Below are 20791 nucleotides of genomic sequence, written 5' to 3'. Positions count from 1 at the left end.
AGCACAGCCGCACAGCACAGCCGCACAAACACGCAGCACAGCAGCACCGCAGCACATGACGCACAGCAGGCAGGTGGACGAATCCGATGACCGAACGCACCGGCACCCGGCCGTGATCGCGGTCCTGATCGGTCTCGCGCTGGCCCTGGCCTCGCTGGTCCTGGGCCTGTCGGTGCGCCGCGAGGTGCCCGCGCTGGACCGGGACCTGCACCAGGCGGCCGCCGACCTGGGCCCGGCCTTCACCCACGCCGCCACCGTGATCAGCTTCGTGCTCAGCCCCGGCCTGGCGACGATCGCGGTCGCCTCCCTGGCCCTGCGCGCCCTCCTGGCCCGGGACGGGCTCGTGCTGCGCGCCGCCGTGCTGCTGGCCGTGTCCTGGTCGACCGTCCTCGCCCGCCACGGCTACGAGCGCGTCCGCCCGATCGAGTACCCGAAGTGGGCCTACCCGAGCGGGCACGTCACCGCCGTCACCGCGGTCGCCTTCACCGGCGTGGTGCTGGTGGGCAGGCTCGCCCGCCGCCACCTCCGGCACGCGGTCGCGCTCGCCGCCACGGCGGTGGCGCTGACCGCCGCCAGCCGGGTGGTGCTGGAGATGCACTGGTTCACCGACACCGCGGGCGCGGTGCTCGCCGTGGTCGGGACGGGGCTGGTCACGGCCCACGTGCTGCGGCTGCTGCCCCCACCTCCGGCCGGTGCCGCCGCGACCGCCGCTGGGCGTAGGGTCGAGACGTGAGCAGTCCTGACCCCTCCTGCCGCGCCTCCTCCGACCAGGTCGAGGTGCGCAAGCTGGGCACCATCGACTACCTGGCCGCCTGGGACCTGCAACGCGAGCTCGCCGAGGCGCGCGCCGCCGGCACCACCGGCGACACGCTGCTGCTGCTGGAGCACCCGTCCGTCTACACCTGCGGGCGGCGCACCGAGCCCGAGGAGCGCCCCACGGGCGGCGACGTCCCGGTCATCGACGTCGACCGCGGCGGCAAGATCACCTGGCACGGCCCCGGCCAGCTGGTCGGCTACCCGATCATCGGCCTGGCCGAGCCGCTGGACGTCGTGCAGTACGTGCGCCGCCTGGAGCAGGCCCTGATCCACGTCTGCGACCAGCTGGGCGTGCGCACGGGCCGCGTGGAGGGCCGCAGCGGCGTGTGGCTGCCCGCCGACGACCGGGGCGGCGAGCGCAAGGTCGCGGCCATCGGCATCCGGGTGCAGCGCGGCGTGACCCTGCACGGGTTCGAGATCAACTGCAACGCCGACCTGGCCGCGTTCGCCGACATCATCCCGTGCGGCATCCGCGACGCCGGCGTGGCCTCGCTGTCGCACGAGCTGGACCGGGACGTCACGGTGGCCGAGGTGCTGCCGCTGGCCCGGCGGGCCGTGGTCGACGCACTGAACGGCGACCTGCCGCTGACCGACCGCACGCTGACGCGCCGCGACCCGGTGGCCGCCGGCGTCACCTTCGCGGTCCGCACCAGCTGAAACAACCCACGCGAGGCCGCCCCCGGCGCCACCCTCCCCGCCGCCCGCCGAACGGGTCGGCGAACAGCTCAACGAGCCACCGCCGAAACCCGACAGCTGACACGACGCACCCCTCCCCTCTAGTATTCCGGAATTACGGACCAACAGAGGGGAGAATCGTCGTGCTCCTGACCCGACGACACCTGCTCTGCGCGTGCGGCGTGGCAGGCGCCACCGCGCTCCTGCCCACCGCCCCCGCCCGGGCGCAGGCCCGACCGGACGACTGGCTGTCCTGGTTCCGCGCCCACCGCCGCCACGTCGCCGTCGCCGTGGACGACGGTCGGGGCGGCCGGGTCGCGCACCGGGCGTTCGAACCCCAACCGCTGGCCTCCGCCGTGAAGGTGGTGCACCTGGCCGGGTACGCGAAGGCCGTGGCGACCGGCGCGGTGAACCCGGACGACCGGGTCCGCGTCGGCGACTGGGAGCAGTACCACCTCGGCCTCGACGGCGGTGCCCACCAGGCGTCCCTGCGCGCCCTGGGCATCCCGTCCTCCAACGGCGCCACCGCCGACGACCCGCAGCACCGCGTCACGCTGGACGACCTGGTCACGTCGATGATCCGGTACAGCGACAACGCCGCCACCGACCTCCTGCGGTACCGGCTGGGCGAGCGCGTGCTGCGCTCGGCGGCCGCCCGGCACGGCTGGCCGGGCGCCCCGGTGCCCGAGCTCCTGGGCGACGTGCTGCGGCTGGTCCTGGGCCGCCCGGTGAGCGTCGAGCGGTACCTGCGGGACCCGCAGCTCCAGCTGGAGGTGATCGGCAGGTTCCCCGACCTGCCCGCCACCTACGAGGGCCAGCGGCCGTGGGCCCGGACGACGTGGGCGGGCACGGCCGCCGGGCTGCGCCGGGCGCACCGGTCGCTGTCCGACGTCGACCTGGCCCGGGGGTACCTGGAGCAGGCCCTGGGCGGCGACCTGCCGCCGGGCGTGGCCGGGATCGGCTTCAAGGGCGGGTCGCTGCCCGGCATCGTCACCGTGGGCATGAGCGTGCGCTGGGAGGACGGGCGGGTCGGCAGCGCGGCGGTGCTGACCGAGGAGGTCGACGAGCAGGAGTTCGCCCGTGCGGCCGACCTGGTGCACCTGGTCCGACGGGCCCTGCTGGAGCCCGGCGCGCTGCGGGAATTCCAGGCGGCCCTCTCCTAGGATGGCAGCGGTGGACCTGGTGCAGCGGCTGGCGGAGCTGGAGCGGCGCGTAGCCGCCCTGGAGGGCGACGAGCGCGCCCCCGCCGAGCCGCCCGCACCCCACGGCGGCACCCGCGGCGGCACCACCACCGACGACGGCACCACCGACGACGGCGGCGCGTTCGGCTACGGCGGTCAGGTGGCGCTCGGCGACGGCCAGGTGTCCTGGCGGATCGACGTGACGCCCGAGCACGCGCTGTCGCTGGCCGACCGCCCCCGCGTCGAGGTGCTGTCCGCGCTGGCCCACCCGGCCCGCGTGGAGATCGTGCGCACCCTGCTCGGGCAGGGCGCCCAACCGGCCGCCGCGCTCCAGGAGGCGGCCCGGCTCGGGTCGACCGGCCAGCTGTACCACCACCTCAAGGCGCTGACCGGGTCCGGCGTGGTGGAGCAGGACAAGCGCGGGAGCTACCGCCTGCGGCCCTCGGCCACGATCCCCGTGCTCGTCCTGCTCACCGCCGCCGCCGACGTGGCCGGTCAGCTGCGCGGCTGACCCCCCGGCCGCAAGCCCGGCCGGAACCCCGGACGCGACCTCGCCCGGAACCCCGGCCGCAATCCCACCCGCGACACCTCAGCCGCGCAGCGCGGGCGCCACCTCGGCCGCGATGAACTCGACGTGGTCGAGGTCGGCCAGGTCCAGCACCTGGAGGTAGGCGCGGGTGATCCCGGTCCGCTCCCGCCACGTGCCCAGCCTGTCCACGACCTCGGCGGGCGTGCCGGCCAGGCCGTTCTCCCGCAGCTCGTCGACCTCGCGGCCGATGGCGGCCGCCCGGCGCGCCACCTCGGCGTCGTCGCGGCCCACGCACACCACCAGCGCGGCGGAGCGGGTGATCTCCGCCGGGTCCCGCCCGATGGCCGCGCACGCGGCCTCGACGCGCCCGAACTGCTCGACCGCCTTGTCCGCGTCGACGAACGGCAGGTTGAACTCGTCGGCGTACTTCGCCGCCAGCGCGGGCGTGCGCTTGGGCCCCGTGCCGCCGATGAGCACCGGGATGCGACCCGCGGGCTTGGGCAGCGCCGGCGAGTCGGTGAGCCGGTAGTGCTCGCCCTGGAACGAGTAGGTCTCCCCCACCGGCGTGCGCCACAGGCCGGTGATGACCTCCAGCTGCTCGGCGTACCGGTCGAAGCGCTCGCCGGTGGACGGGAACGGCAGGCCGTAGGCGGTGTGCTCCTCCTCGTACCAGCCCGCGCCCAGGCCGAACTCGACCCGGCCGCCCGACATCCGGTCGACCTGCGCCACGCTGATGGCCAGCGGGCCGGGGTGGCGGAAGGTGGCGGCGGTCATCAGCGTGCCCAGCCGGATGGACGAGGTGTCCCGGGCGAGGCCGGCGAGGGTGATCCAGGCGTCGGTCGGGCCGGGCAGGCCGTCGCCGTCACCCATCTTCAGGTAGTGGTCGGAGCGGAAGAACGCGTCGTAGCCGGCGGCCTCGGCGGTGCGCGCCACGGCCAGCAGGTCGTCGTAGGAAGCCCCCTGCTGGGGCTCGGTGAAGATGCGGAGTTCCACCGCTCTTACGCTAATCGGCACAGCGGCGCGTCCGCGATCCGGCCGCCCCGGTCGGCGCCGGCGAACGCGGCCCACCACCCGGGCCACACCGGTCGGCCCCGGTCGGCCCCGGTCAGCGCCGCCGCGAGCGCTTCCCCTCACGCCGGGAAGACCCCTCCCGGGCACCCTCCCCGTCCCGCGTGCCGTCCCGCGAGCCGTCCCGCTCCCGCGGCAGGTCCTCGCGCACCCGCAGCCCCTCCACCACCCGGACGATGGTCCGCTCGACCTCCGCGCCGGCCTTGCGCGGATCGGCCGCGCCCGCGATCGTGCTCGCGCCCGCCGACAGCGCGCCGAACAGCAGCCGGGTCATGGTCTCCACCGGCAACTGCTCCAGCTCCCCGGACTCCACCAGCACCTCGATCGTGGAGCGCAGCAACCCGTAGCTGAAGTGCTCCTCGGCCTCGCGCCACCGCTCCCAGCCCATCACCACCGGCGCCTCGTGGATGACGATCCGCTGGTAGCGGGGCTCCAGGCACACCCGGACGTACGCGCGCAGGCCCGCGATGGCGGTGTCCCACGGCTCGCCGGGCGCGCTGACGATCTCGGTGAGCTTGAGCATGAAGTCGTTCTCGACCGCGTCGAAGGCGGCCTCGAACAGGGCCTGCTTGCCGCTGAAGTGGTGGTAGAGCGCGCCCTTGGTCAGCCGCGCCCGCTTGGTCACCTCGTCCAGCGAGGTGCCCGCGTAACCGCGCTTGGTGAACAGCTCCACCGCGGAGTCCACGAGCGCCTGCCTCGTCGACTCCGAGTACTCCAACCGCCTCGACCGCACTGTCACCACGTTCACAACCGTACGACATACCGACGGTACGTACCCGTGGTATGTTCAACGCATCGGGCATACCGGCGGTATGTGGAAGACCCCAGGTATGACCGCGATCACCACGAGCGAGGAGGCGTGAGATGAGCTGGACCGACTTCTACCGACGCCGCGACGCCCTGGACGCCGTGCTCCGCGAGGCCGCCGACGACCCCTCGGCGCCCCTGACCCCCGACCGCGGGCTGTTCGCCGACGAGGGCGAACTGCTCCTGGCCCTGCACTACCGGTGGATGCGGGCGCTCACCGGCCGCCTCGGGGTGGCCCTGGAGAGCGAGACCGACGACCGGGTGGAGATCGTCACCCGCACGTGGCGCGCGCTGGCCGCCGAGCAGCCGGTGCTGCGCGCCGTGCTCGACGCCCACCTGTCCTCCGCCGCGGCCGCCGGATCCGTCGAGGCCACCGAGGCCGTCGAGCGCGAGCACCGCGTGGTGGCGCTGACCGCGGGCCTGGCCGAGCTGTCCGAGGCGGCCGACGAGATCGCCCGCGTCGGCGCGGCGTTCACCCGGCTGATCCGCTCCGCGCCCCCGACCGCCGTCACCCCCGGCCGCTCCCGCCGGTTCGCCAAGAGCGCCTGACACGGGTAGGTGTTACGCATGGCGAAGTGGACCGAAGCGGACATCCCCGACCAGACCGGTCGCACCGTCCTGGTGACCGGCGCGAACTCGGGCCTGGGCCTGCGCACGGCCGAGGTGCTCGGCGCGCGGGGCGCGCGGGTGCTGCTCGCCTGCCGGTCACCCGAACGCGGGCAGCGCGCCCTGGAGCGGGTGCTCGCGGCGGGCGCCAAGGCCGAGCTGGTGCGGCTGGACCTGGCCGACCTGTCGTCGGTGCGCGAGGCCGCCGCGTCGGTGCGCGAGCGCACCGACGACGCGCTGGACGTGCTGGTCAACAACGCGGGCGTGATGGCGGTGCCGCTGGGCCGCACCGCGGACGGCTTCGAGCGCCAGTTCGGCACCAACCACCTGGGCCACGCCGCGCTGACGTGGCTGCTGATGCCCGCGCTGCGCACGCGGCCGGGCGCGCGGGTCGTGACCGTGTCCAGCCTCGCCCACCAGACCGGCTCGATCGACTTCGCCGACCCCGACTACGAGGTCCGCCGCTACTCGGCGTGGGGCGCGTACGGGCAGTCCAAGCTGGCGAACCTGCTGTTCAGCCGGGAGCTGGCCCGCCGCGCCGCGCTCGCCCGCCTGGACGTGACGTCCGTCGCCGCCCACCCCGGCATCACCGCCACCGAGCTGAGCGCGAACACCGCCCGCTCGCGCGGCAACGCGCTGTTCGGGCTGGGCGCGAAGGTGTTCAACCTGGTCTCCCAGTCAACCGATCAGGGGACGTTGCCGCAGCTCTACGCGGCGACCGCGCCCGACGTCGAACCGGGCGGCTACTACGGCCCCGACGGGTTCCGCGGCCTACGCGGGCACCCGGCCCCGTCCGGGTCCACCGCGGCGGCCCGCGACGAGCTCGCGGCGAGCCGGTTGTGGGACCTGACGGCCGAGCTCACGGGCGTCGAGCCCGACCCGGCGTGACGTAAGGTCGATGTCGTGACCGTCGTACCTGAAGGTCGGAAGCTGCTGCGGCTGGAAGTCCGCAACAGCCAAACGCCCATCGAGAAGAAGCCCTCGTGGATCAAGACCAAGGCGAAGATGGGCCCCGAGTACCGGGAGCTCAAGGGCCTGGTCAAGCGCGAGGGCCTGCACACGGTGTGCGAGGAAGCCGGTTGTCCCAACATCTACGAGTGCTGGGAAGACCGCGAGGCCACGTTCCTGATCGGTGGCGAGCAGTGCACGAGGCGCTGCGACTTCTGCCAGATCGACACGGGCAAGCCCGTCGACCTGGACCGCGACGAACCGCGGCGGGTGGCGGAGTCGGTGCAGGCCATGGGCCTGCGGTACTCGACCGTGACGGGCGTCGCGCGCGACGACCTGCCCGACGGCGGCGCGTGGCTGTACGCGGAGACCGTCCGGCAGATCCACGAGCTGAACCCGGGCACCGGCGTCGAGCTGCTGATCCCGGACTTCAACGCGGTGCCGGAGCAGCTGGCCGAGGTCTTCGCCTCGCGCCCCGAGGTGCTGGCGCACAACCTGGAGACCGTGCCGCGGATCTTCAAGCGCATCCGCCCGGCGTTCCGCTACGAGCGGTCGCTGGAGGTCATCACCGCCGCCCGAGAGGCGGGGCTGGTGACGAAGTCCAACCTGATCCTGGGCATGGGCGAGACGCCGGACGAGGTGACCGAGGCGCTGTCGGACCTGTACGACGCGGGCTGCGAGATCATCACCATCACGCAGTACCTGCGGCCCTCGCCCCGCCACCACCCGGTGGAGCGGTGGGTCAAGCCGGAGGAGTTCGTGACGCACAAGGAGACCGCCGAGTCGATCGGCTTCTCCGGCGTCATGGCCGGTCCCCTGGTGCGCTCGTCCTACCGGGCCGGCCGGCTGTACGCGCAGGCCGTGCAGAAGCGCGGCGACGTGCTGCCGGAGGGGCTGCGCCACCTGCTGGAGGCGGGCGGCGCGGCGCAGGAGATCACCTCGCTGCTGTCGAACCGCTGAGGGCCCCCGGCTGAACCGACCCCGGTCCAGCCGACCGGACCTCACCCCACCTCGGGTCACCCCACCTCGGTGGGCCCGCTGACCACCACGCCGTCCAGCGCCCGGACGTAGTCGCTCCCGAACGCGCTGGACGGCGTGTGCGCGCCCGGCGGCACCGCGGGCAGCCGGTGGACCGCCTTGACCACCGAGTCGGCGGTGAGGTCGTAGGCGTTGGGCCCGGTGAGCGCGGCCCGGACCCGCCGCCCCTCGCCGTCCCACGCCTCCCCGAACACCTCGCTGCGCGTGCCGCGCCGCGTGTGCTCGTCGGGCCCGCCGATCCTCCTGGCCAGCGCCTTGCCGACGCGCTGGGCCAGCGGCGTGCGCAGCAGGGGCGCGGCCAGCGGTTGCAGCGCGCCCAGCCCTAGGGGCACGGTGGTGAACGTGGTGACGTTCGGGATGCCGGTGGACCGGTAGGCCGTGCTGACGTCGCCCCACGGGATGGCGCCGACACCGCGGGCCCGGTCGCGGAAGTGGGCGACCCGGCGCCGGTGGGCCAGCGGCACGTCCCGGATCTCCCCGCCGACCCTGGCCCGCCCGCCGAACGCGGACCCCTCCACGGCGGTCTGCGCGGTCCCCGCACTGGCGCCGCCCTGGACGACGAAGGCGAGGTCGAGGTGCGTGGCGGTCGGCAGGGCGCGCTTCAGCATCGCCGCGACGCAGTCGGTGGGCACCACGTCGAAGCCGATGCCGGGCAGCAACACCACTCCCGCCTCCACCGCCTCCTCGTGCCGCCGGCCGATGCCCTCGAAGACGTCGATCTCCCCGGTGATGTCGAGGTAGTGCGCGCCGGTCCTGAGGCAGGCGTCCACCATCGGCCGCGAGGTGGCCGAGAACGGTCCGGCGCAGTGGGCGACGGCGTCGATGCCCTCCAGCCCGCGCTCGGCCTCCTGGAGCCCGAAGACGCGGTGCTCCAGCCCCAGTCGCTCGGCGAGCGGCCGCACCTTCTCCGCGGACCGCCCGGCCAGCACCGGCCGTTCCCCGCGCTCGACCGCGAGCCGGGCGACGAGCGCCCCCGTGAAGCCGCTGACCCCGTAGACCATCCACCTCATACGGGGAACCTACCAACGGGTAACAACCAGCGCGACCTCAGGCCGAAGACCGCCGCCGGGCCCACCGCGCTCCCCACCCCGAGCAGCACCCCCGCACCACGACCGGCACGGGCCAGGCCAACCGCTCCGCGCGCAGCCGGTCGCAGATCCGACGAACGTGGCCCCCCGCCCCGACCGCGAACTCGTCGTGCCCAGGACCGAATGCTCGACCGAGCGCGCGGGTGCCCGAGCCACCACCCCGAGAGCCGCGGCGATCGTCCGCACGCGCACGACCCGAACAAAGCAGGGGTCCAAGCGGCCGATCATGATCACAAAGGACACCGGCGCGCGGTCGAATCACAGGTCCATTACGTGAACCTTTTTCCGGCCAGACGAGAGGCACGCCCGGAAACGCGGACCACTCGCGCCGATGGCCAACCGTCGGACGGAACGCCCTGCGGATCGACAGACAAGACCGACCACCTCGCACCACCCTGCGTCACAGGCGCGTCTCATTTGGAGCAAGAAGGGAGGAACGTGACAAAACCTCACCCACCTGGGACAACAGGCCCGCACTTTTGCGGCAAGAACACCTTGACATGCACAGAACCACCCAGAGCCGAACGGTCCACCTAGCACGCCGAGCGGTACCACCGGTCTTGAAGACCTTCGGCCAACCCTCTTCCGGCCGATCAAAATGATCACGCAGAGTAAAGATCAAAATTGAGTTCCACCCCACCGAGTTAGCCTGACACGATCGAGTGACACCTCTACCCACCGTCGGTACTGAACCGCTCAGTACGGTGCCGAAGGGGTCGCGACAGCCCGCTGACGGGCGTATCAGCACTTCTTATCGGTCACGGGGAGAAGTTGGCCGCTGGCCTCATCCAACGTGCCGCTCGTCGACCCAGGGAGCCCAAAGGGCGATTTCACTCAATGGTGGCCCCTTATAGTCACAGGACCGAAGGGCTCCACAGTAGAACGCGATCTCCTGCTGGAACAGGAGACCGCGTGATGTCCCGTCCCGGTTGCCAGGTATGCCACCAAGCCAACGATTTCGGAGGAACAACTGTTGAGTGTAGAGCTGTCCACGTACGCGCGGCCAGCGTCCGTGCCCCCACGACCGGGTGATACCGCCCGTACAGGGGTTCGACGAGGGGTGTTCGCCGTCTTCGCCCACCCGCGCTCCCCCGAGGTCCGGCAGCAGACGAGAAGTGCGCTCCTGCACCTCCGGGCCCGCCTTCTCCTCGGGCTCGCCCGGTTCGGCGCCCACCCGGTCACCGGGCTCGCCTGACCGGCCGCCACGCATCCACCACTCCACTCAACACACGCGCGACGAGGCCCGTGCGGGCCTGTCCCCGCCCGAACCGGGCCTCGTCGCGCCCGGAAGACGAGGATCGACTTGAGTCGCCAACCCCTCCCGACCAGCCCGATGTCGCTCTACCGCTTCCGCGGCGGCCTCCCGCTCCGGGACTACGTGACGCGGTGCGCCGGCGTCACCGTGGAGCACGACGGGCCCCTGACGATCAACGGCGCGCGGGCGCACCTCCTGGCCGGCACGCGCGTCGTGGCCGCGCCGGCGTGGAGCGCACAGGTCACCGGCCTGAGTGGGGTACCGCTCCCTCTGACCAGGAGCGCGCCCTTCGCCATCGTCCTCGTGCAGCTGGGCGACTGGGTCGTGGCCGCCACGTGGGGTGGTGGCCGGCACCTGCTCGACGACGTGCGCATGGACGAGGACTTCGGCCTCCTGTTCGGCATCCGCCGCCTGGACCCGACCAGGCTGCGCGCGGTCGGCAGCAGCCTGCTCGACGTCTCGGCACGGACGGTCCAGACGTCCTACCCCTCGGGCAGCACGGTGCCCGGTTTCCGCCTCGACCCCGCCGGCGAACTGGTCACCCACCTCTCCGGGATGGCGGACATGACCGGTACCACCTACCACCGGGCCACCGGCGGCAGGCAGTACCGCGTGCGCGCGGGCAGTTCCCTCGGCATCCAGGTCGGGCACTCCCCCAAGGCGTTCCTGTCCGATCTGGAGACCATCTGCCGGGTCATCGACCAGAGCGACGAGAACTCGCCCCTGCGGTTCCTCAGCCGGGTGCGACCGCTCCGGGCGGACGACGTGCGGCTGCCGCTGCTGGAGTTGCGCCTCGCCGAGGCGCTCGGCGGCGACGCGCCGCACAGCCGCCTCGCGATGTGCTGGCCCGCGGCGGCCGCCGCCCACGTGGAGGCGACGAACTCCTTCCGGGTGGAGGACCGCGGCGTGCCCCGGCCGCTGGACCTCGGCGCCGACCTCGACGTCGACGCCGTCACCACGCGGTTCACCCGGGTCCCGGTGTTCGCCCGGGTGAACGAGTTGAAGCGCGTCCGGGTGGTCCCCTGCTCCGACGAGCACGGCGAGGAGCCTCTGACCCGCCCGATCTCGCTGGACCGGTGGCTGGTGTTCGAGACGGGGATCGGGGACCGGACCATGTGCCTGCACCAGGGGCGCTGGTACGAGATCGGGCAGGACGCGGTCCAGCTCGTCCGGGACCGGGTGGCCGAGCTGGTCTCGAACAAGAGCGGCCTGTCGTTCCCGGTCTGGGTGCCGACCGGGAAGCAGGACGACGAGCACCGGTACTGCGCGCTGGTCGCCGAGCAGCCCGGTTACCTCTGCCTCGACCGCGACTTCGGCCGCACCCCCATGCACCCGAGGTTCGAGTTCGCCGACGTGCTGGGCCCGAACGACGAGCTGGTCCACGTCAAGTGGCTGGGCCGGGCCACCGCGGCGAGCCACCTGTTCACCCAGGCGCGGGTCTCGGTGTGGGCGCAGCGCCTCGAACCGGACGCCGTGCGGCAGCTCGACGCCAAGGTCAACCGGCTCGACACCGGTCGCCGCGTGCCCGAACGCCCGCGCACGGTCGTCCTGGCGGCCGCGGGGCGGCGGTGGACCGTCGACGAGCTGTTCACGCTGTCGCAGGTGGAGTTGCTCCGCCTGAACGAGGACCTGCACCAGCACGGTGTCGAACTCCGGTTCGCCGACATCCCGTTCGTCCCCAAGGCGAAAGCGTGACGCCCGGCCGCACGACGACCGGCACCCACCACCAACAGGGAGGAACCCCGTGACATCGTGGCTGGACCTCGCCACGGCGACCATGCAGGTCGCGGGTGCGGCCCTGACCGTGGCCCTGGCGGTCCTGCGGTCGCGCCGATCACGACCCCGTGAAGAGGAGTAGCGAGGAACCGCCGCTGTCGACCGGCGCGCCGGGGGGTGGACCAGACCGTGGCGGCACGTCCGCGGCGGACACGTCGCGGCTCGGGGCGGGGACGATCCGCTTGCCCGGCCCGACCACGCGTCCTCGTCGCCGGACCGAACCGACCCCGCGGAAATCCGGGGTCGTCCCCCAGGGGGCACAGTGGGCGCGGCAGGGTTCGAACCTGCGACCGCTCGGGTGTAAACCGAGTGCTCTTCCGCTGAGCTACGCGCCCCGGACGGGAACCGGGTTCAGGCCGGGGACGAGGGCTGGGACAGCGCCGCCACGGCCCTCTGCCACGCCCCCTGGTCCCGGGGCTCCCCCGGCCCGTTCACTTCGGTGTACCGCAAGACCCCCGCCCGGTCCACCAGGAAAGTACCCCGGTTCGCCATCCCGGACTTCTCGTTGAACACGCCGTACGCCCGCGCCACCGCCCCGTGCGGCCAGAAGTCCGACAGGAGCGGGAACCGGTAGTCCTGCTCCCTCGCCCACGCCTTGAGGCTGAACGGTGTGTCCACCGACACACCGAGCACCTGCACGCCCTCCTGCTCGTACACCGCCAGCTCGTCCCGCAGCCGGCACAGCTCGCCGGTGCAGATGCCGCTGAACGCGAACGGGTAGAAGACCACCAGGACGTGCCGGTCACCCCGGAACGACGACAGGGTCACCGGTTGCTTGTCGTAGTCGTCGAGCGTGAAGTCCGGGGCCAGGGCGCCGATCTCGACCATGAACCAGCCTCCAGTGGGCACGACTCGGGAACGGGCCCCACCGCAGGGGAGCCCGCCGACGAGCCTAGCTCAGCGCTTGCTCTTGGCCGACTTCGGCGACACCAGCCTCGTCGCGGACCAGTCGCCGCTCATGTTGATGTTGGAGGTCTGGGCGAGCCCCGCCGTGGACACGGCCTCGGCGATGTCGCTGGGCTCCACGTGCCCGGGCCGCCCGGTCTTGGGCGTCAGCACCCAGATCGTGCCCTCGTCGGCCAGCGGCGTGGTGGCGTTGATCAGGGCGTCTGCCAGGTCACCGTCCTCGTCCCGCCACCACATCAGGACCACGTCCACGACCTCGTCGTCGTCCTCGTCGAGCAGTTCGCTCCCGATCCGCTCCTCGACCGCGGCGCGGAGGTCGTCGTCGACGTCCTCGTCCCAGCCGATCTCCTGGACAACGGCGCCCGGTTCGATCCCGAGCCTGTCGGCGACACCGATCTTGCCGGCGTCTTCCGCGGCGACCACGGCTTCCACTCCTCCAAGTACACAAGAGCGGCAGCCGGGGTACGACTGCCGCGCGATGTCACTACCAGTCGCGGCTAGGGAACACCGTCAGCACCGCCACGCGCAACCGTAAGTGCCAAGACACGCCGCATCGGGTACCCCGGGATGCGGTGCCCGGGAGCCATGAGGCACGCTCTGCACACCTCCTATTCGCGCGCGCGAGGGACACGATCCAGAACTACTCACCGGTAGCGGTGTCGGGGACGTGACCACAAGGCAACGATGGGAGCCGAGAAGACCCCGGAACGAGGAGATCCCTTGGCCCCGCAGAACCCCCCAGAGCGGGTACGCGTCATCCGTGACGGCTTGGCCGCCCACCTCCCCGACATCGACCCGGAGGAGACCGCGGAGTGGCTGGAGTCGTTCGACGCAGCGCTCAAGGGCGGCGGGCAGCAGCGCGCCCGTTACCTGATGCTGCGGCTGCTCCAGCGGGCCAGGGAGAGCCAGGTCGGCGTACCTTCGCTGACCAGCACGGACTACGTCAACACCATCCCCACCGAGCGCGAGCCGTGGTTCCCCGGTGACGAGGAGGTCGAGCGCCGGTACCGGGCGTGGGTCCGGTGGAACGCGGCGATGCTGGTGCACCGCGCCCAGCGCCCCGGCGTGGGTGTCGGTGGTCACATCTCGACCTACGCCTCCTCCGCGAGCCTCTACGAGGTCGGTTTCAACCACTTCTTCCGCGGCAAGGACCACCCCGGCGGCGGCGACCACGTGTTCATCCAGGGCCACGCCTCCCCCGGCGTGTACGCCCGCGCGTTCCTGGAGGGCCGGCTCTCGACCCACCAGCTCGACGGCTTCCGCCAGGAGCTGTCGCACGCGGGTCCGGGCGGCGGCCTGCCGTCGTACCCGCACCCGCGGCTGATGCCGGACTTCTGGGAGTTCCCGACCGTCTCCATGGGTCTGGGCCCGATGAACGCGATCTACCAGGCGCGGTTCAACCGCTACCTGCGCGACCGCGGTTTCAAGGACACCTCCGACCAGCACGTCTGGGCGTTCCTCGGCGACGGCGAGATGGACGAGCCGGAGTCGCGCGGCCTGCTCCAGATCGCCGCGAACGAGCAGCTGGACAACCTGACCTTCGTGGTCAACTGCAACCTCCAGCGCCTGGACGGCCCGGTCCGCGGCAACGGCAAGATCATCCAGGAGCTGGAGGCGTTCTTCCGCGGCGCGGGCTGGAACGTCATCAAGGTCATCTGGGGCCGCGAGTGGGACTCGCTGCTGCACGCCGACCGCGACGGCGCCCTGGTCAACCTGATGAACACCACGCCGGACGGCGACTACCAGACCTACAAGGCCAACGACGGCGCGTACGTCCGGGAGCACTTCTTCGGCCGCGACCCGCGGACGAAGGACCTGGTCACGCCCATGTCCGACGACGAGGTGTGGAACCTCAAGCGCGGCGGCCACGACTACCGCAAGGTCTACGCGGCGTACAAGGCGGCGGTGGACCACCACGGCCAGCCGACGGTCATCCTCGCCAAGACCATCAAGGGCTACGGCCTGGGCCCGCACTTCGCGGCGCGCAACGCCACGCACCAGATGAAGAAGATGACCCACGAGGACCTCAAGCTCTTCCGGGACAGCCTGCGCATCCCGATCGAGGACAAGGACCTCGACCCGTACCTGCCGCCGTACTACCACCCCGGCCAGGACTCCCCGGAGATCCAGTACCTGCTGGAGCGCCGCAAGCAGCTCGGCGGGTTCGTGCCGGAGCGGCGCGGCCGGGCCAAGCCGCTGGTGCTGCCGGGCGACAAGGTCTACGACGTGGTGCGCAGGGGCTCGGGCAAGCAGGAGGTCGCCACCACGATGGCGTTCGTCCGGCTGGTCCGCGACCTGGCCAAGGACCCGGAGATCGGCAACCGGATCGTGCCGATCATCCCGGACGAGGCGCGCACGTTCGGCATGGACTCGATGTTCCCGGCGCAGAAGATCTACAACCCGAACGGCCAGCTCTACACCTCCGTGGACGCCCAGCTGATGCTGGCCTACAAGGAGAGCGAGCAGGGCCAGATCCTGCACGAGGGCATCAACGAGGCGGGCTCCACCGCGTCGTTCACGGCCGCCGGCACGTCCTACGCCACGCACGGCGAGCCGATGATCCCGATCTACATCTTCTACTCGATGTTCGGGTTCCAGCGGACCGGCGACGGCCTGTGGGCGGCCGCCGACCAGATGGCGCGCGGCTTCGTGCTGGGCGCCACGGCCGGCCGCACCACGCTGACCGGCGAGGGCCTCCAGCACGCGGACGGCCACTCGCTGCTGCTGGCGCACACCAACCCGGCGGTGGTGGCCTACGACCCGGCGTGGTCGTTCGAGGTCGCGCACATCGTCAAGGACGGCCTGCGGCGGATGTACGGCGAGGACGCCGAGAACGTCTTCTACTACATGACCGTCTACAACGAGCCCTACCAGCAGCCGGCCGAGCCCGAGGGCCTGGACGTGGACGGCCTGCTCAAGGGCCTGTACCGGTACCGGGCGGCCGAGGTGTCGGGCGGGCCGCGGGCCCAGCTCCTGTCCTCCGGCGTGGCCGGGCCGTGGGCGGTCGAGGCCCAGCGGGTGCTGGCCGAGGAGTGGGGCGTGCACGCCGACGTGTGGTCGGCGACGTCGTACTCGGAGCTGCGCCGCGACGCGGTGGAGGCCGACCGGCACAACCTGCTGCACCCCGACCGGGAGCCGCGCGTGCCGTACGTGACGCGGGCGCTGGCCGGTTCGGAGGGCCCCGTGGTGGCGGTGTCGGACTGGATGACCGCGGTGCCGGACCTGATCCGCCCGTACGTGCCGACCGACATGACCACGCTGGGCACCGACGGGTTCGGCTTCTCCGACACCCGCCCGGCGACGCGGCGGCACTTCCTGGTCGACACCGAGTCGATCGTGGTGGCCACCCTGGCGGCGCTGGCGCGGCGCGGCGAGGTCGACCGGTCGGTGGTGGTCGAGGCGGCCCGGAAGTACCGCATCGACGACGTCACCGCGGCCGGCCCGTCCACGCAGGACGCCGGCCTGGCCTGAGCGGTACCCGCCGAAGGGGGTGGTCCGAACGGGCCACCCCCTTCGGCTTGTCCGCACTACTGCGGGTCCGACCAGCGCAAACCTCGTGTCGTGCCGGGCGGCGGGAAGAGCCGGCCCCCTAGACTGGGCCGCACAGCCCAGGGTCCAACGAGGGGTCGGATGGGGACGCCGCAGCACGCCCTGCACCGCACGGTCCTGGTCGTCGACGTGTCCGGTTTCAGCCGGCGGAGCCGCAACCGCCAGGAGGAGGTCCGCCGGGGCCTGTACGAGGCGCTGGAGACCGCGTTCGACGAGTGCGGCCTGGACTGGTCGGCCACCCACCACGAGGACCGCGGCGACGGCGTGCTGGTGCTGATCCCGCCGAGCGTGCCCAAGAGCCGGGTGGTCCGCACCCTGCCGCACGCGCTGGCGGGCGAGCTGCGCCGGCACAACGCCTCCCGCGCCGAGGACGCCCGCATCCGGCTGCGGGTCGCGGTGACCGCGGGCGAGGTGCGGCACGACGCGCACGGCGTGGTGGGCGACGAGGTGAACCTCGCGTTCCGGCTGCTGGAGTCGGCGCCGCTGCGGGAGGCGCTGGACCGCACGCCCGGCGTGGTGGCGCTGATGGTGTCGCGCCGGTTCTTCGAGGACGTCGTCCGCGACGACCCGGCCACCGACCCGGACGCCTACCGGCGGGTCGAGGTGGTGGTCAAGGAGTTCCGCGGCGCCGCGTGGCTGACCGCGCCCGGCGGCGGCGCACCCGCGCCGCGCCCGCGCCCGCGCAGGCGCACCAGCCACCGCCGCAAGCGCGGCAGGCCGAAGCGGGCGGTGCCGGCCCTGGTCGTGCTGGTGCTCGCGCTCACCACCACCGACGCGTTCGCCGCCGGGCCGGTCGAGGTGCCGCCGTGCCCCGCGCCGGTGCAGCTCAACGTGCTCACCTCGGCGGAGAAGGAGCAGGTGATCACGAGCCTGGCGGTGGACTTCGAGAAGGGCTCGCGGGAGTTCACCCCGCACGGCTGCAAGGGCGTGGGCGTGCAGGTGACCACGGGCACCTCGGCGCGCGAGGCGGCCGACGCGCTCAGCCGGGGCTGGCAGGACGGGGACCACGTCGGGCAGGGCACCGAGCCGCACGTCTGGCTGCCGGACGCCTCCTTCGAGGTCGACGACGTGGACCGCGCCCTGGACCCGGGCGCCCGGGTGGCGCTGGACCGGCGCGCGTCGGTCGCCCGGTCCCCCGTGGTGCTGGGCGCGTCCGCGGCGCTGGCCGAGCGGATCGAGGAGGACGACCGGGAGTTCCGGTGGCAGGGCGTCGCGCAGGTGGCGCTGGCCGCGCCGGACACCTCGTCCGGGGCGGGCCTGGCCGCCGCGGCGGCGCTGGCGCACGCCGAGCTGGGCACGCTGCGGCTGGACGCGGGCGACGTGCCGCTGCGGCTGCGCGGGACGACGCGGCGGGTGACGGACGCGCCGCCGTGCGCGGGCGACGTGGCCCTGGTGGCGTCGGAGAAGACCGTGGCGGACGACGAGGACTGCCGGCTGCTGTACCCGCGCGGCGCGGGCGTGGCCCTGGACCACCCGTTCGTGGTGGTGGAGCGCACCGACCTGCCGACCAACGAACGCCGGCGGCGCGTCGTGCGGCGGTTCGAGGAGCACCTGCGGTCCGACGGGGCGCAGGCCGCGATGCGGCGGGCGGGCTTCCGCGACGCGGACGGCACGCCGGGGCTGGTGGGCGACCCCCGGTCCAGGCCGCCCGCCGAGGTGGTCGGGGTGCCGGACGGGCAGGCCCTGCGCCGGGCCTGGGAGGCGGCGGCGCGGCCGGCGGTGGTCGCGCTGGCCGCGGACGAGGCGGGGGCGGGGCTGGCCGCCTCGCTGGAGGGCCTGCTGACGCCCCGGGACCGGCTGGTGCGGCTGCCGCTGACGACCGGGGTGCTGGAGGAGGCCGTGCGCGCGGGGGCGCGGGTGGCGGTGCTGGCGGCGGCGGGGCCGGTCCCCCCGGCGGAGCGCGGCACGAGCGGGCCGCTGCGGGTGGTGGCGGTCGGGTTGGCCGAGGGCGCCTGCGCGCCCGCCACGGCGCTGGCCGGGGCCGCTCGGGCGCACGGGAGCCCCTGCGAGGAGGCCGCGGGGCGGGAGGGCCCGCAGATCGCCCTGGAGGGCGTCGCGCGGGGCATCTGGGGAGGACAGGCGTGATCCGGTTGTTCGCGGCCCTGGTGCTGCTCCTGACGGCCTGTACGGGCGTCTCCGCCGACACGACCGACGACGAGGGGGCGATCACCTTCGTCGACGGCCTGGACACCTCGTCGGGGCGGCAGGTCCACCGGCTGGTGGAGCTCTGGAACGAGGCGAACCCGCTGGAGGAGGTGACGTTCGTGGAGATGTCGCAGTCCACCGACGTCCACCGGGCCCAGCTGATGACCCGGGCGCAGGACCTGGCCGGCGAGCGCGGGGGCTACGAGAGCCGGTGCTACGACGTGATGAACCTGGACACGGTGTGGACGCCGGCGTTCGCCGAGTCCGGCTACCTGGAGCCCCTGCCCGTCGCCGAGTTCGACGCCGACCGGATGCTGCCCCAGGCGGTGGGGCAGCTCCGGGTCGGGCCCGACGGGCAACGGCTGTGGGCGGTGCCGTGGCGGGTGGACGCCGGGTTCCTGTTCTACCGCCGGGACGTGCTCGACGCCGAGGGCGAGCGGCCGCCGCGCACCTGGGCGGAGCTGCGGCGGCTCGCGGTCGAGGTGGCGCCCCGGCACGACCTGGTCGGGTACGTCGGGCAGTTCGCCGACTACGAGGGTCTCGTGGTCAACGCCATGGAGGCGATCTGGGCCAACGGGGGCGACCCGCTGCTGCCCGACCGGCCGGAGGCCAAGGCCGGGGTGGAGTTCCTGGCGCGCGGCTTCGAGGAGGGGTGGATTCCCCGGGAGGCGACGGGGTACCGGGAGGAGGACAGCCGCGAGGTGTTCCAGGCCGGGAAAGCGCTGTTCATGCGGAACTGGCCCTACGTGCGGCCCAGGCTGGAGGGGCCGGGCTCGGCGGTGGCGGGCCGGTGGGGCGCGGTGCGGCTGCCCGGACCGAGCGCGCTGGGCGGGTGGAACCTCGCGGTGTCGCGGTGCTCGACCAACCAGCGGACCGCGCGCGAGTTCATCGGGTTCCTCACCCGCGAGCAGACCCAGCGGGAGCTGTTCGAGCTGGCGGGCTGGGCCCCGAGCCGCGCCGGGCTGTACGCCGGGGACGGCGCGGCCCGCCCCTGGGAGGCCGTGCTCGGGGAGTCGCTCCGCACCGCCCTGCCGCGCCCCACCTCCGCCTACTACGACGAGCTGGCCAGCGTCATGCGGGCACGGCTGCGACTGGCGCTGGCCCAGCCGTCCAGCATCGACAGCCTGATGGACGACCTCGCCGAACAGGTCCAGGAGGTGCGCAAGGGGCGTTAGGCGGCCTTCGCGACCTCGGCCGCGGACCGGTTGGCCTCCCGGTTCCAGTCGATCCAGCCGCGGATCACCAGCACCGCGAAGACCGTGTAGACGGCGGCGCTGAAGTACAGCCCGGACTGGAGCTGCAACGGCACGCCGATCGCGTCGACCACCAGCCAGACCAGCCAGAACTCCACCAGGCCCAGGCCCTGGAGGGTGAAGGCGAGCACGGTACCGATGAAGATCGCGGCGTCCGGCCAGGGCGCCCAGCTCGCGCCGGTGGCCTGGAGGACCAGCGCGAACGCGACCGTGCCGACCACGAACGCGCCGAGCACGGCGAGCCGCTCCCCGGTGCTGCCCCGGCGGACCACGACGCCGAACACGGGGTCGCGCCTGCGGGTCCACGCCCACCAGCCGTAGAGGGTGATCAGCGCGATCACCACCTGCCGCGCGGCCGTGCCGCCCAGGTGGGCCGACACGTAGACGACGAACAGCAGCGTCACCGACACCAGCTGCACCGGCCACGTCCACAGCGAGCGCCGCTGCGCCAGCCAGACCACGACCAGGGCGAAGACCTGCCCCGCGAACTCCGCCCAGGAGACCTTCTGGCCCAGCACCGTGAAGCCCTGATCCATCAAGACGTGCACCGCGTCCTCCCTCTGCCGACAGGCCGGTCCGGGGCAGGGCACGCCAACGGCACGCGCGCCTCCCCTCCGGACTTTCACCGTCGGCCCCGGAGTCCCACCGGGTCAACCACCCCGGCGGGCGGGTCGCGGGCTGTCACCGCCGGTTCGGACTTCCACCGAGCCCCGGAGCGCATGTCTGCTCACCGCGTCGAACACCGCTCCGCACCCTCCTGTTCCCCCGGTGACCAACGGCACAGAACCCGCGGTTCGGCTGCCGTGCACCGGGGCCGCCTACCCCGCGTCGAATGCGAATCCCGCTGGTGGTCGCCCTGGTCCCGGTGCTGCTCGCCGCCGCGCCCGCCGAGGGGGTGGTGGTGCCGGTGGCGCAGACGCGCGCCTTCGCGGACGACGCGTCCGGCGCGCCCGCGAACGCCGACGCCGACGACCCGGCCGTGTGGGTGCACCCCCGCACGCCGGGGCGCAGCGTGGTGCTCGGGACGCTGGAGGAGGGCGGGCCGGCCGCGTTCGGCCTGTCCGGGCGCACGCTCGGCCCGTACCCGGCGCCCGCCGCGCCCGCGCCCGCGCCCGGCGCCGCGCTCGGCCGGTACAACAACGTGGACGTGC

At 73.3% G+C, this 20791-nt stretch carries 19 protein-coding genes, 1 tRNA gene and 1 riboswitch; of the genes, 13 read left to right on the top strand and 7 right to left on the bottom strand.

The annotated features are described in order from the left end of the window. Positions 1-73 precede the first annotated feature (73 nt). The 4 genes from ACFP3R_RS13855 (at position 74) to ACFP3R_RS13840 (ending at position 3183) form a co-directional block, all read left to right on the top strand. Positions 74-733, top strand: coding sequence for a phosphatase PAP2 family protein (locus ACFP3R_RS13855; protein WP_380636177.1), 660 nt, complete (start codon positions 74-76; stop codon positions 731-733). Continuing rightward, positions 730-1473, top strand: a complete 744-nt coding sequence (gene lipB / locus ACFP3R_RS13850) for a lipoyl(octanoyl) transferase LipB (RefSeq protein WP_380636176.1) — start codon at positions 730-732, stop codon at positions 1471-1473. The genes ACFP3R_RS13855 and lipB overlap by 4 nt, the downstream gene beginning before the upstream one ends. A gap of 161 nt (positions 1474-1634) precedes the next feature. Beyond that, positions 1635-2654 (top strand): serine hydrolase, encoded by a 1020-nt coding sequence (locus tag ACFP3R_RS13845; RefSeq protein WP_380636175.1) that lies wholly within the window; start codon positions 1635-1637, stop codon positions 2652-2654. Between the two features lies 1 nt (position 2655). Next, positions 2656-3183, top strand: a complete 528-nt coding sequence (locus ACFP3R_RS13840; RefSeq protein WP_380636174.1) for an ArsR/SmtB family transcription factor — start codon at positions 2656-2658, stop codon at positions 3181-3183. Positions 3184-3261: 78 nt separating this feature from the next. On the opposite strand, the gene ACFP3R_RS13835 is transcribed toward ACFP3R_RS13840, so the two are convergent. Both ACFP3R_RS13835 and ACFP3R_RS13830 read right to left on the bottom strand, forming a co-directional pair. Further along, positions 3262-4194 (bottom strand): LLM class F420-dependent oxidoreductase, encoded by a 933-nt coding sequence (locus ACFP3R_RS13835; RefSeq protein WP_380636173.1) that lies wholly within the window; start codon positions 4192-4194, stop codon positions 3262-3264. 112 nt (positions 4195-4306) lie between these two features. Further along, positions 4307-5002 (bottom strand): TetR/AcrR family transcriptional regulator, encoded by a 696-nt coding sequence (locus tag ACFP3R_RS13830; RefSeq protein ID WP_380636475.1) that lies wholly within the window; start codon positions 5000-5002, stop codon positions 4307-4309. 131 nt (positions 5003-5133) lie between these two features. On the opposite strand from ACFP3R_RS13830, the gene ACFP3R_RS13825 reads away from it, so the two are divergent. From ACFP3R_RS13825 to lipA, 3 genes are read left to right on the top strand one after another with little or no spacing between them, the layout of a single operon-like run. After that, the gene (locus ACFP3R_RS13825) at positions 5134-5625 is read left to right on the top strand and encodes a hypothetical protein (RefSeq protein ID WP_380636171.1); all 492 of its coding nucleotides are present in this window, start codon (positions 5134-5136) and stop codon (positions 5623-5625) included. An 18-nt stretch (positions 5626-5643) separates the two neighbouring features. Then, positions 5644-6570, top strand: coding sequence for an oxidoreductase (locus ACFP3R_RS13820; protein ID WP_380636169.1), 927 nt, complete (start codon positions 5644-5646; stop codon positions 6568-6570). A 15-nt stretch (positions 6571-6585) separates the two neighbouring features. Then, positions 6586-7590 (top strand): lipoyl synthase, encoded by a 1005-nt coding sequence (gene lipA, locus ACFP3R_RS13815; protein ID WP_380636167.1) that lies wholly within the window; start codon positions 6586-6588, stop codon positions 7588-7590. A gap of 56 nt (positions 7591-7646) precedes the next feature. On the opposite strand, the gene ACFP3R_RS13810 is transcribed toward lipA, so the two are convergent. Beyond that, entirely contained in the window at positions 7647-8678 is a 1032-nt protein-coding gene (locus ACFP3R_RS13810; RefSeq protein WP_380636165.1) for a saccharopine dehydrogenase family protein, read from the bottom strand. 1138 nt (positions 8679-9816) lie between these two features. Between ACFP3R_RS13810 and ACFP3R_RS13805 the strand changes: the two genes are divergently transcribed. Continuing rightward, positions 9817-9951 carry a hypothetical protein gene (locus ACFP3R_RS13805; RefSeq protein ID WP_380636164.1) on the top strand — a complete coding sequence of 45 codons (135 nt, stop codon included), beginning with the start codon at positions 9817-9819 and terminating at the stop codon, positions 9949-9951. A 108-nt stretch (positions 9952-10059) separates the two neighbouring features. Further along, on the top strand, positions 10060-11706 hold the full coding sequence (locus ACFP3R_RS13800) for a TIGR04141 family sporadically distributed protein (protein WP_380636162.1): 1647 nt from the start codon (positions 10060-10062) through the stop codon (positions 11704-11706). Between the two features lie 344 nt (positions 11707-12050). On the opposite strand, the gene ACFP3R_RS13795 is transcribed toward ACFP3R_RS13800, so the two are convergent. The 3 genes from ACFP3R_RS13795 to ACFP3R_RS13785 all read right to left on the bottom strand — a co-directional run bounded on the left by ACFP3R_RS13795 (position 12051) and on the right by ACFP3R_RS13785 (position 13116). After that, positions 12051-12122: transfer RNA gene (locus ACFP3R_RS13795), tRNA-Val, on the bottom strand. A 16-nt stretch (positions 12123-12138) separates the two neighbouring features. Next, entirely contained in the window at positions 12139-12615 is a 477-nt protein-coding gene (locus ACFP3R_RS13790) for a peroxiredoxin (protein ID WP_380636160.1), read from the bottom strand. 69 nt (positions 12616-12684) lie between these two features. Further along, positions 12685-13116, bottom strand: a complete 432-nt coding sequence (locus tag ACFP3R_RS13785; RefSeq protein WP_380636158.1) for a DUF3052 domain-containing protein — start codon at positions 13114-13116, stop codon at positions 12685-12687. A gap of 261 nt (positions 13117-13377) precedes the next feature. On the opposite strand from ACFP3R_RS13785, the gene aceE reads away from it, so the two are divergent. The 3 genes from aceE to ACFP3R_RS13770 all read left to right on the top strand — a co-directional run bounded on the left by aceE (position 13378) and on the right by ACFP3R_RS13770 (position 19562). Continuing rightward, a complete protein-coding gene (gene aceE, locus ACFP3R_RS13780; protein ID WP_380636156.1) occupies positions 13378-16164 on the top strand; it encodes a pyruvate dehydrogenase (acetyl-transferring), homodimeric type in 2787 nt (928 codons plus the stop codon). Between the two features lie 159 nt (positions 16165-16323). After that, the gene (locus ACFP3R_RS13775; RefSeq protein ID WP_380636155.1) at positions 16324-18327 is read left to right on the top strand and encodes a substrate-binding domain-containing protein; all 2004 of its coding nucleotides are present in this window, start codon (positions 16324-16326) and stop codon (positions 18325-18327) included. Further along, entirely contained in the window at positions 18324-19562 is a 1239-nt protein-coding gene (locus tag ACFP3R_RS13770) for an extracellular solute-binding protein (protein WP_380636153.1), read from the top strand. The genes ACFP3R_RS13775 and ACFP3R_RS13770 overlap by 4 nt, the downstream gene beginning before the upstream one ends. Here the strand turns inward: ACFP3R_RS13770 and pnuC are convergent. Beyond that, entirely contained in the window at positions 19559-20188 is a 630-nt protein-coding gene (pnuC, locus tag ACFP3R_RS13765; RefSeq protein ID WP_380636151.1) for a nicotinamide riboside transporter PnuC, read from the bottom strand. The two genes, ACFP3R_RS13770 and pnuC, sit on opposite strands and share 4 nt — an antisense overlap. Before the next feature lie 50 nt (positions 20189-20238). Further along, positions 20239-20362, bottom strand: a riboswitch (FMN riboswitch). A gap of 110 nt (positions 20363-20472) precedes the next feature. Here pnuC and ACFP3R_RS13760 point away from each other — a divergent pair. Beyond that, positions 20473-20791 (top strand): phytase (locus ACFP3R_RS13760; protein ID WP_380636149.1); only part of this gene is annotated, 319 nt, incomplete at its 3' end.

Origin of the sequence: Saccharothrix lopnurensis (genome assembly GCF_042658445.1) — a bacterium.
GTDB classification, from domain to species: Bacteria; Actinomycetota; Actinomycetes; order Mycobacteriales; family Pseudonocardiaceae; genus Actinosynnema; species Actinosynnema lopnurensis.
Note: the sequence above shows the minus strand (reverse complement) of the source record. Positions and strands in the feature narration are given on the sequence as shown.

Bases quoted from the DNA above. Each gene is read 5' to 3' on its own strand.
- ACFP3R_RS13840 (WP_380636174.1), top strand. From the start codon at position 2,656: ATGGCAGCGGTGGACCTGGTGCAGCGGCTGGCGGAGCTGGAGCGGCGC.
- ACFP3R_RS13820 (WP_380636169.1), top strand. From the start codon at position 5,644: ATGGCGAAGTGGACCGAAGCGGACATCCCCGACCAGACCGGTCGCACC.
- ACFP3R_RS13775 (WP_380636155.1), top strand. From the start codon at position 16,324: ATGGGGACGCCGCAGCACGCCCTGCACCGCACGGTCCTGGTCGTCGAC.
- aceE (WP_380636156.1), top strand. From the start codon at position 13,378: ATGGGAGCCGAGAAGACCCCGGAACGAGGAGATCCCTTGGCCCCGCAG.
- ACFP3R_RS13790 (WP_380636160.1), bottom strand. From the start codon at position 12,615: ATGGTCGAGATCGGCGCCCTGGCCCCGGACTTCACGCTCGACGACTAC.
- ACFP3R_RS13810 (WP_380636165.1), bottom strand. From the start codon at position 8,678: ATGAGGTGGATGGTCTACGGGGTCAGCGGCTTCACGGGGGCGCTCGTC.
- ACFP3R_RS13825 (WP_380636171.1), top strand. From the start codon at position 5,134: ATGAGCTGGACCGACTTCTACCGACGCCGCGACGCCCTGGACGCCGTG.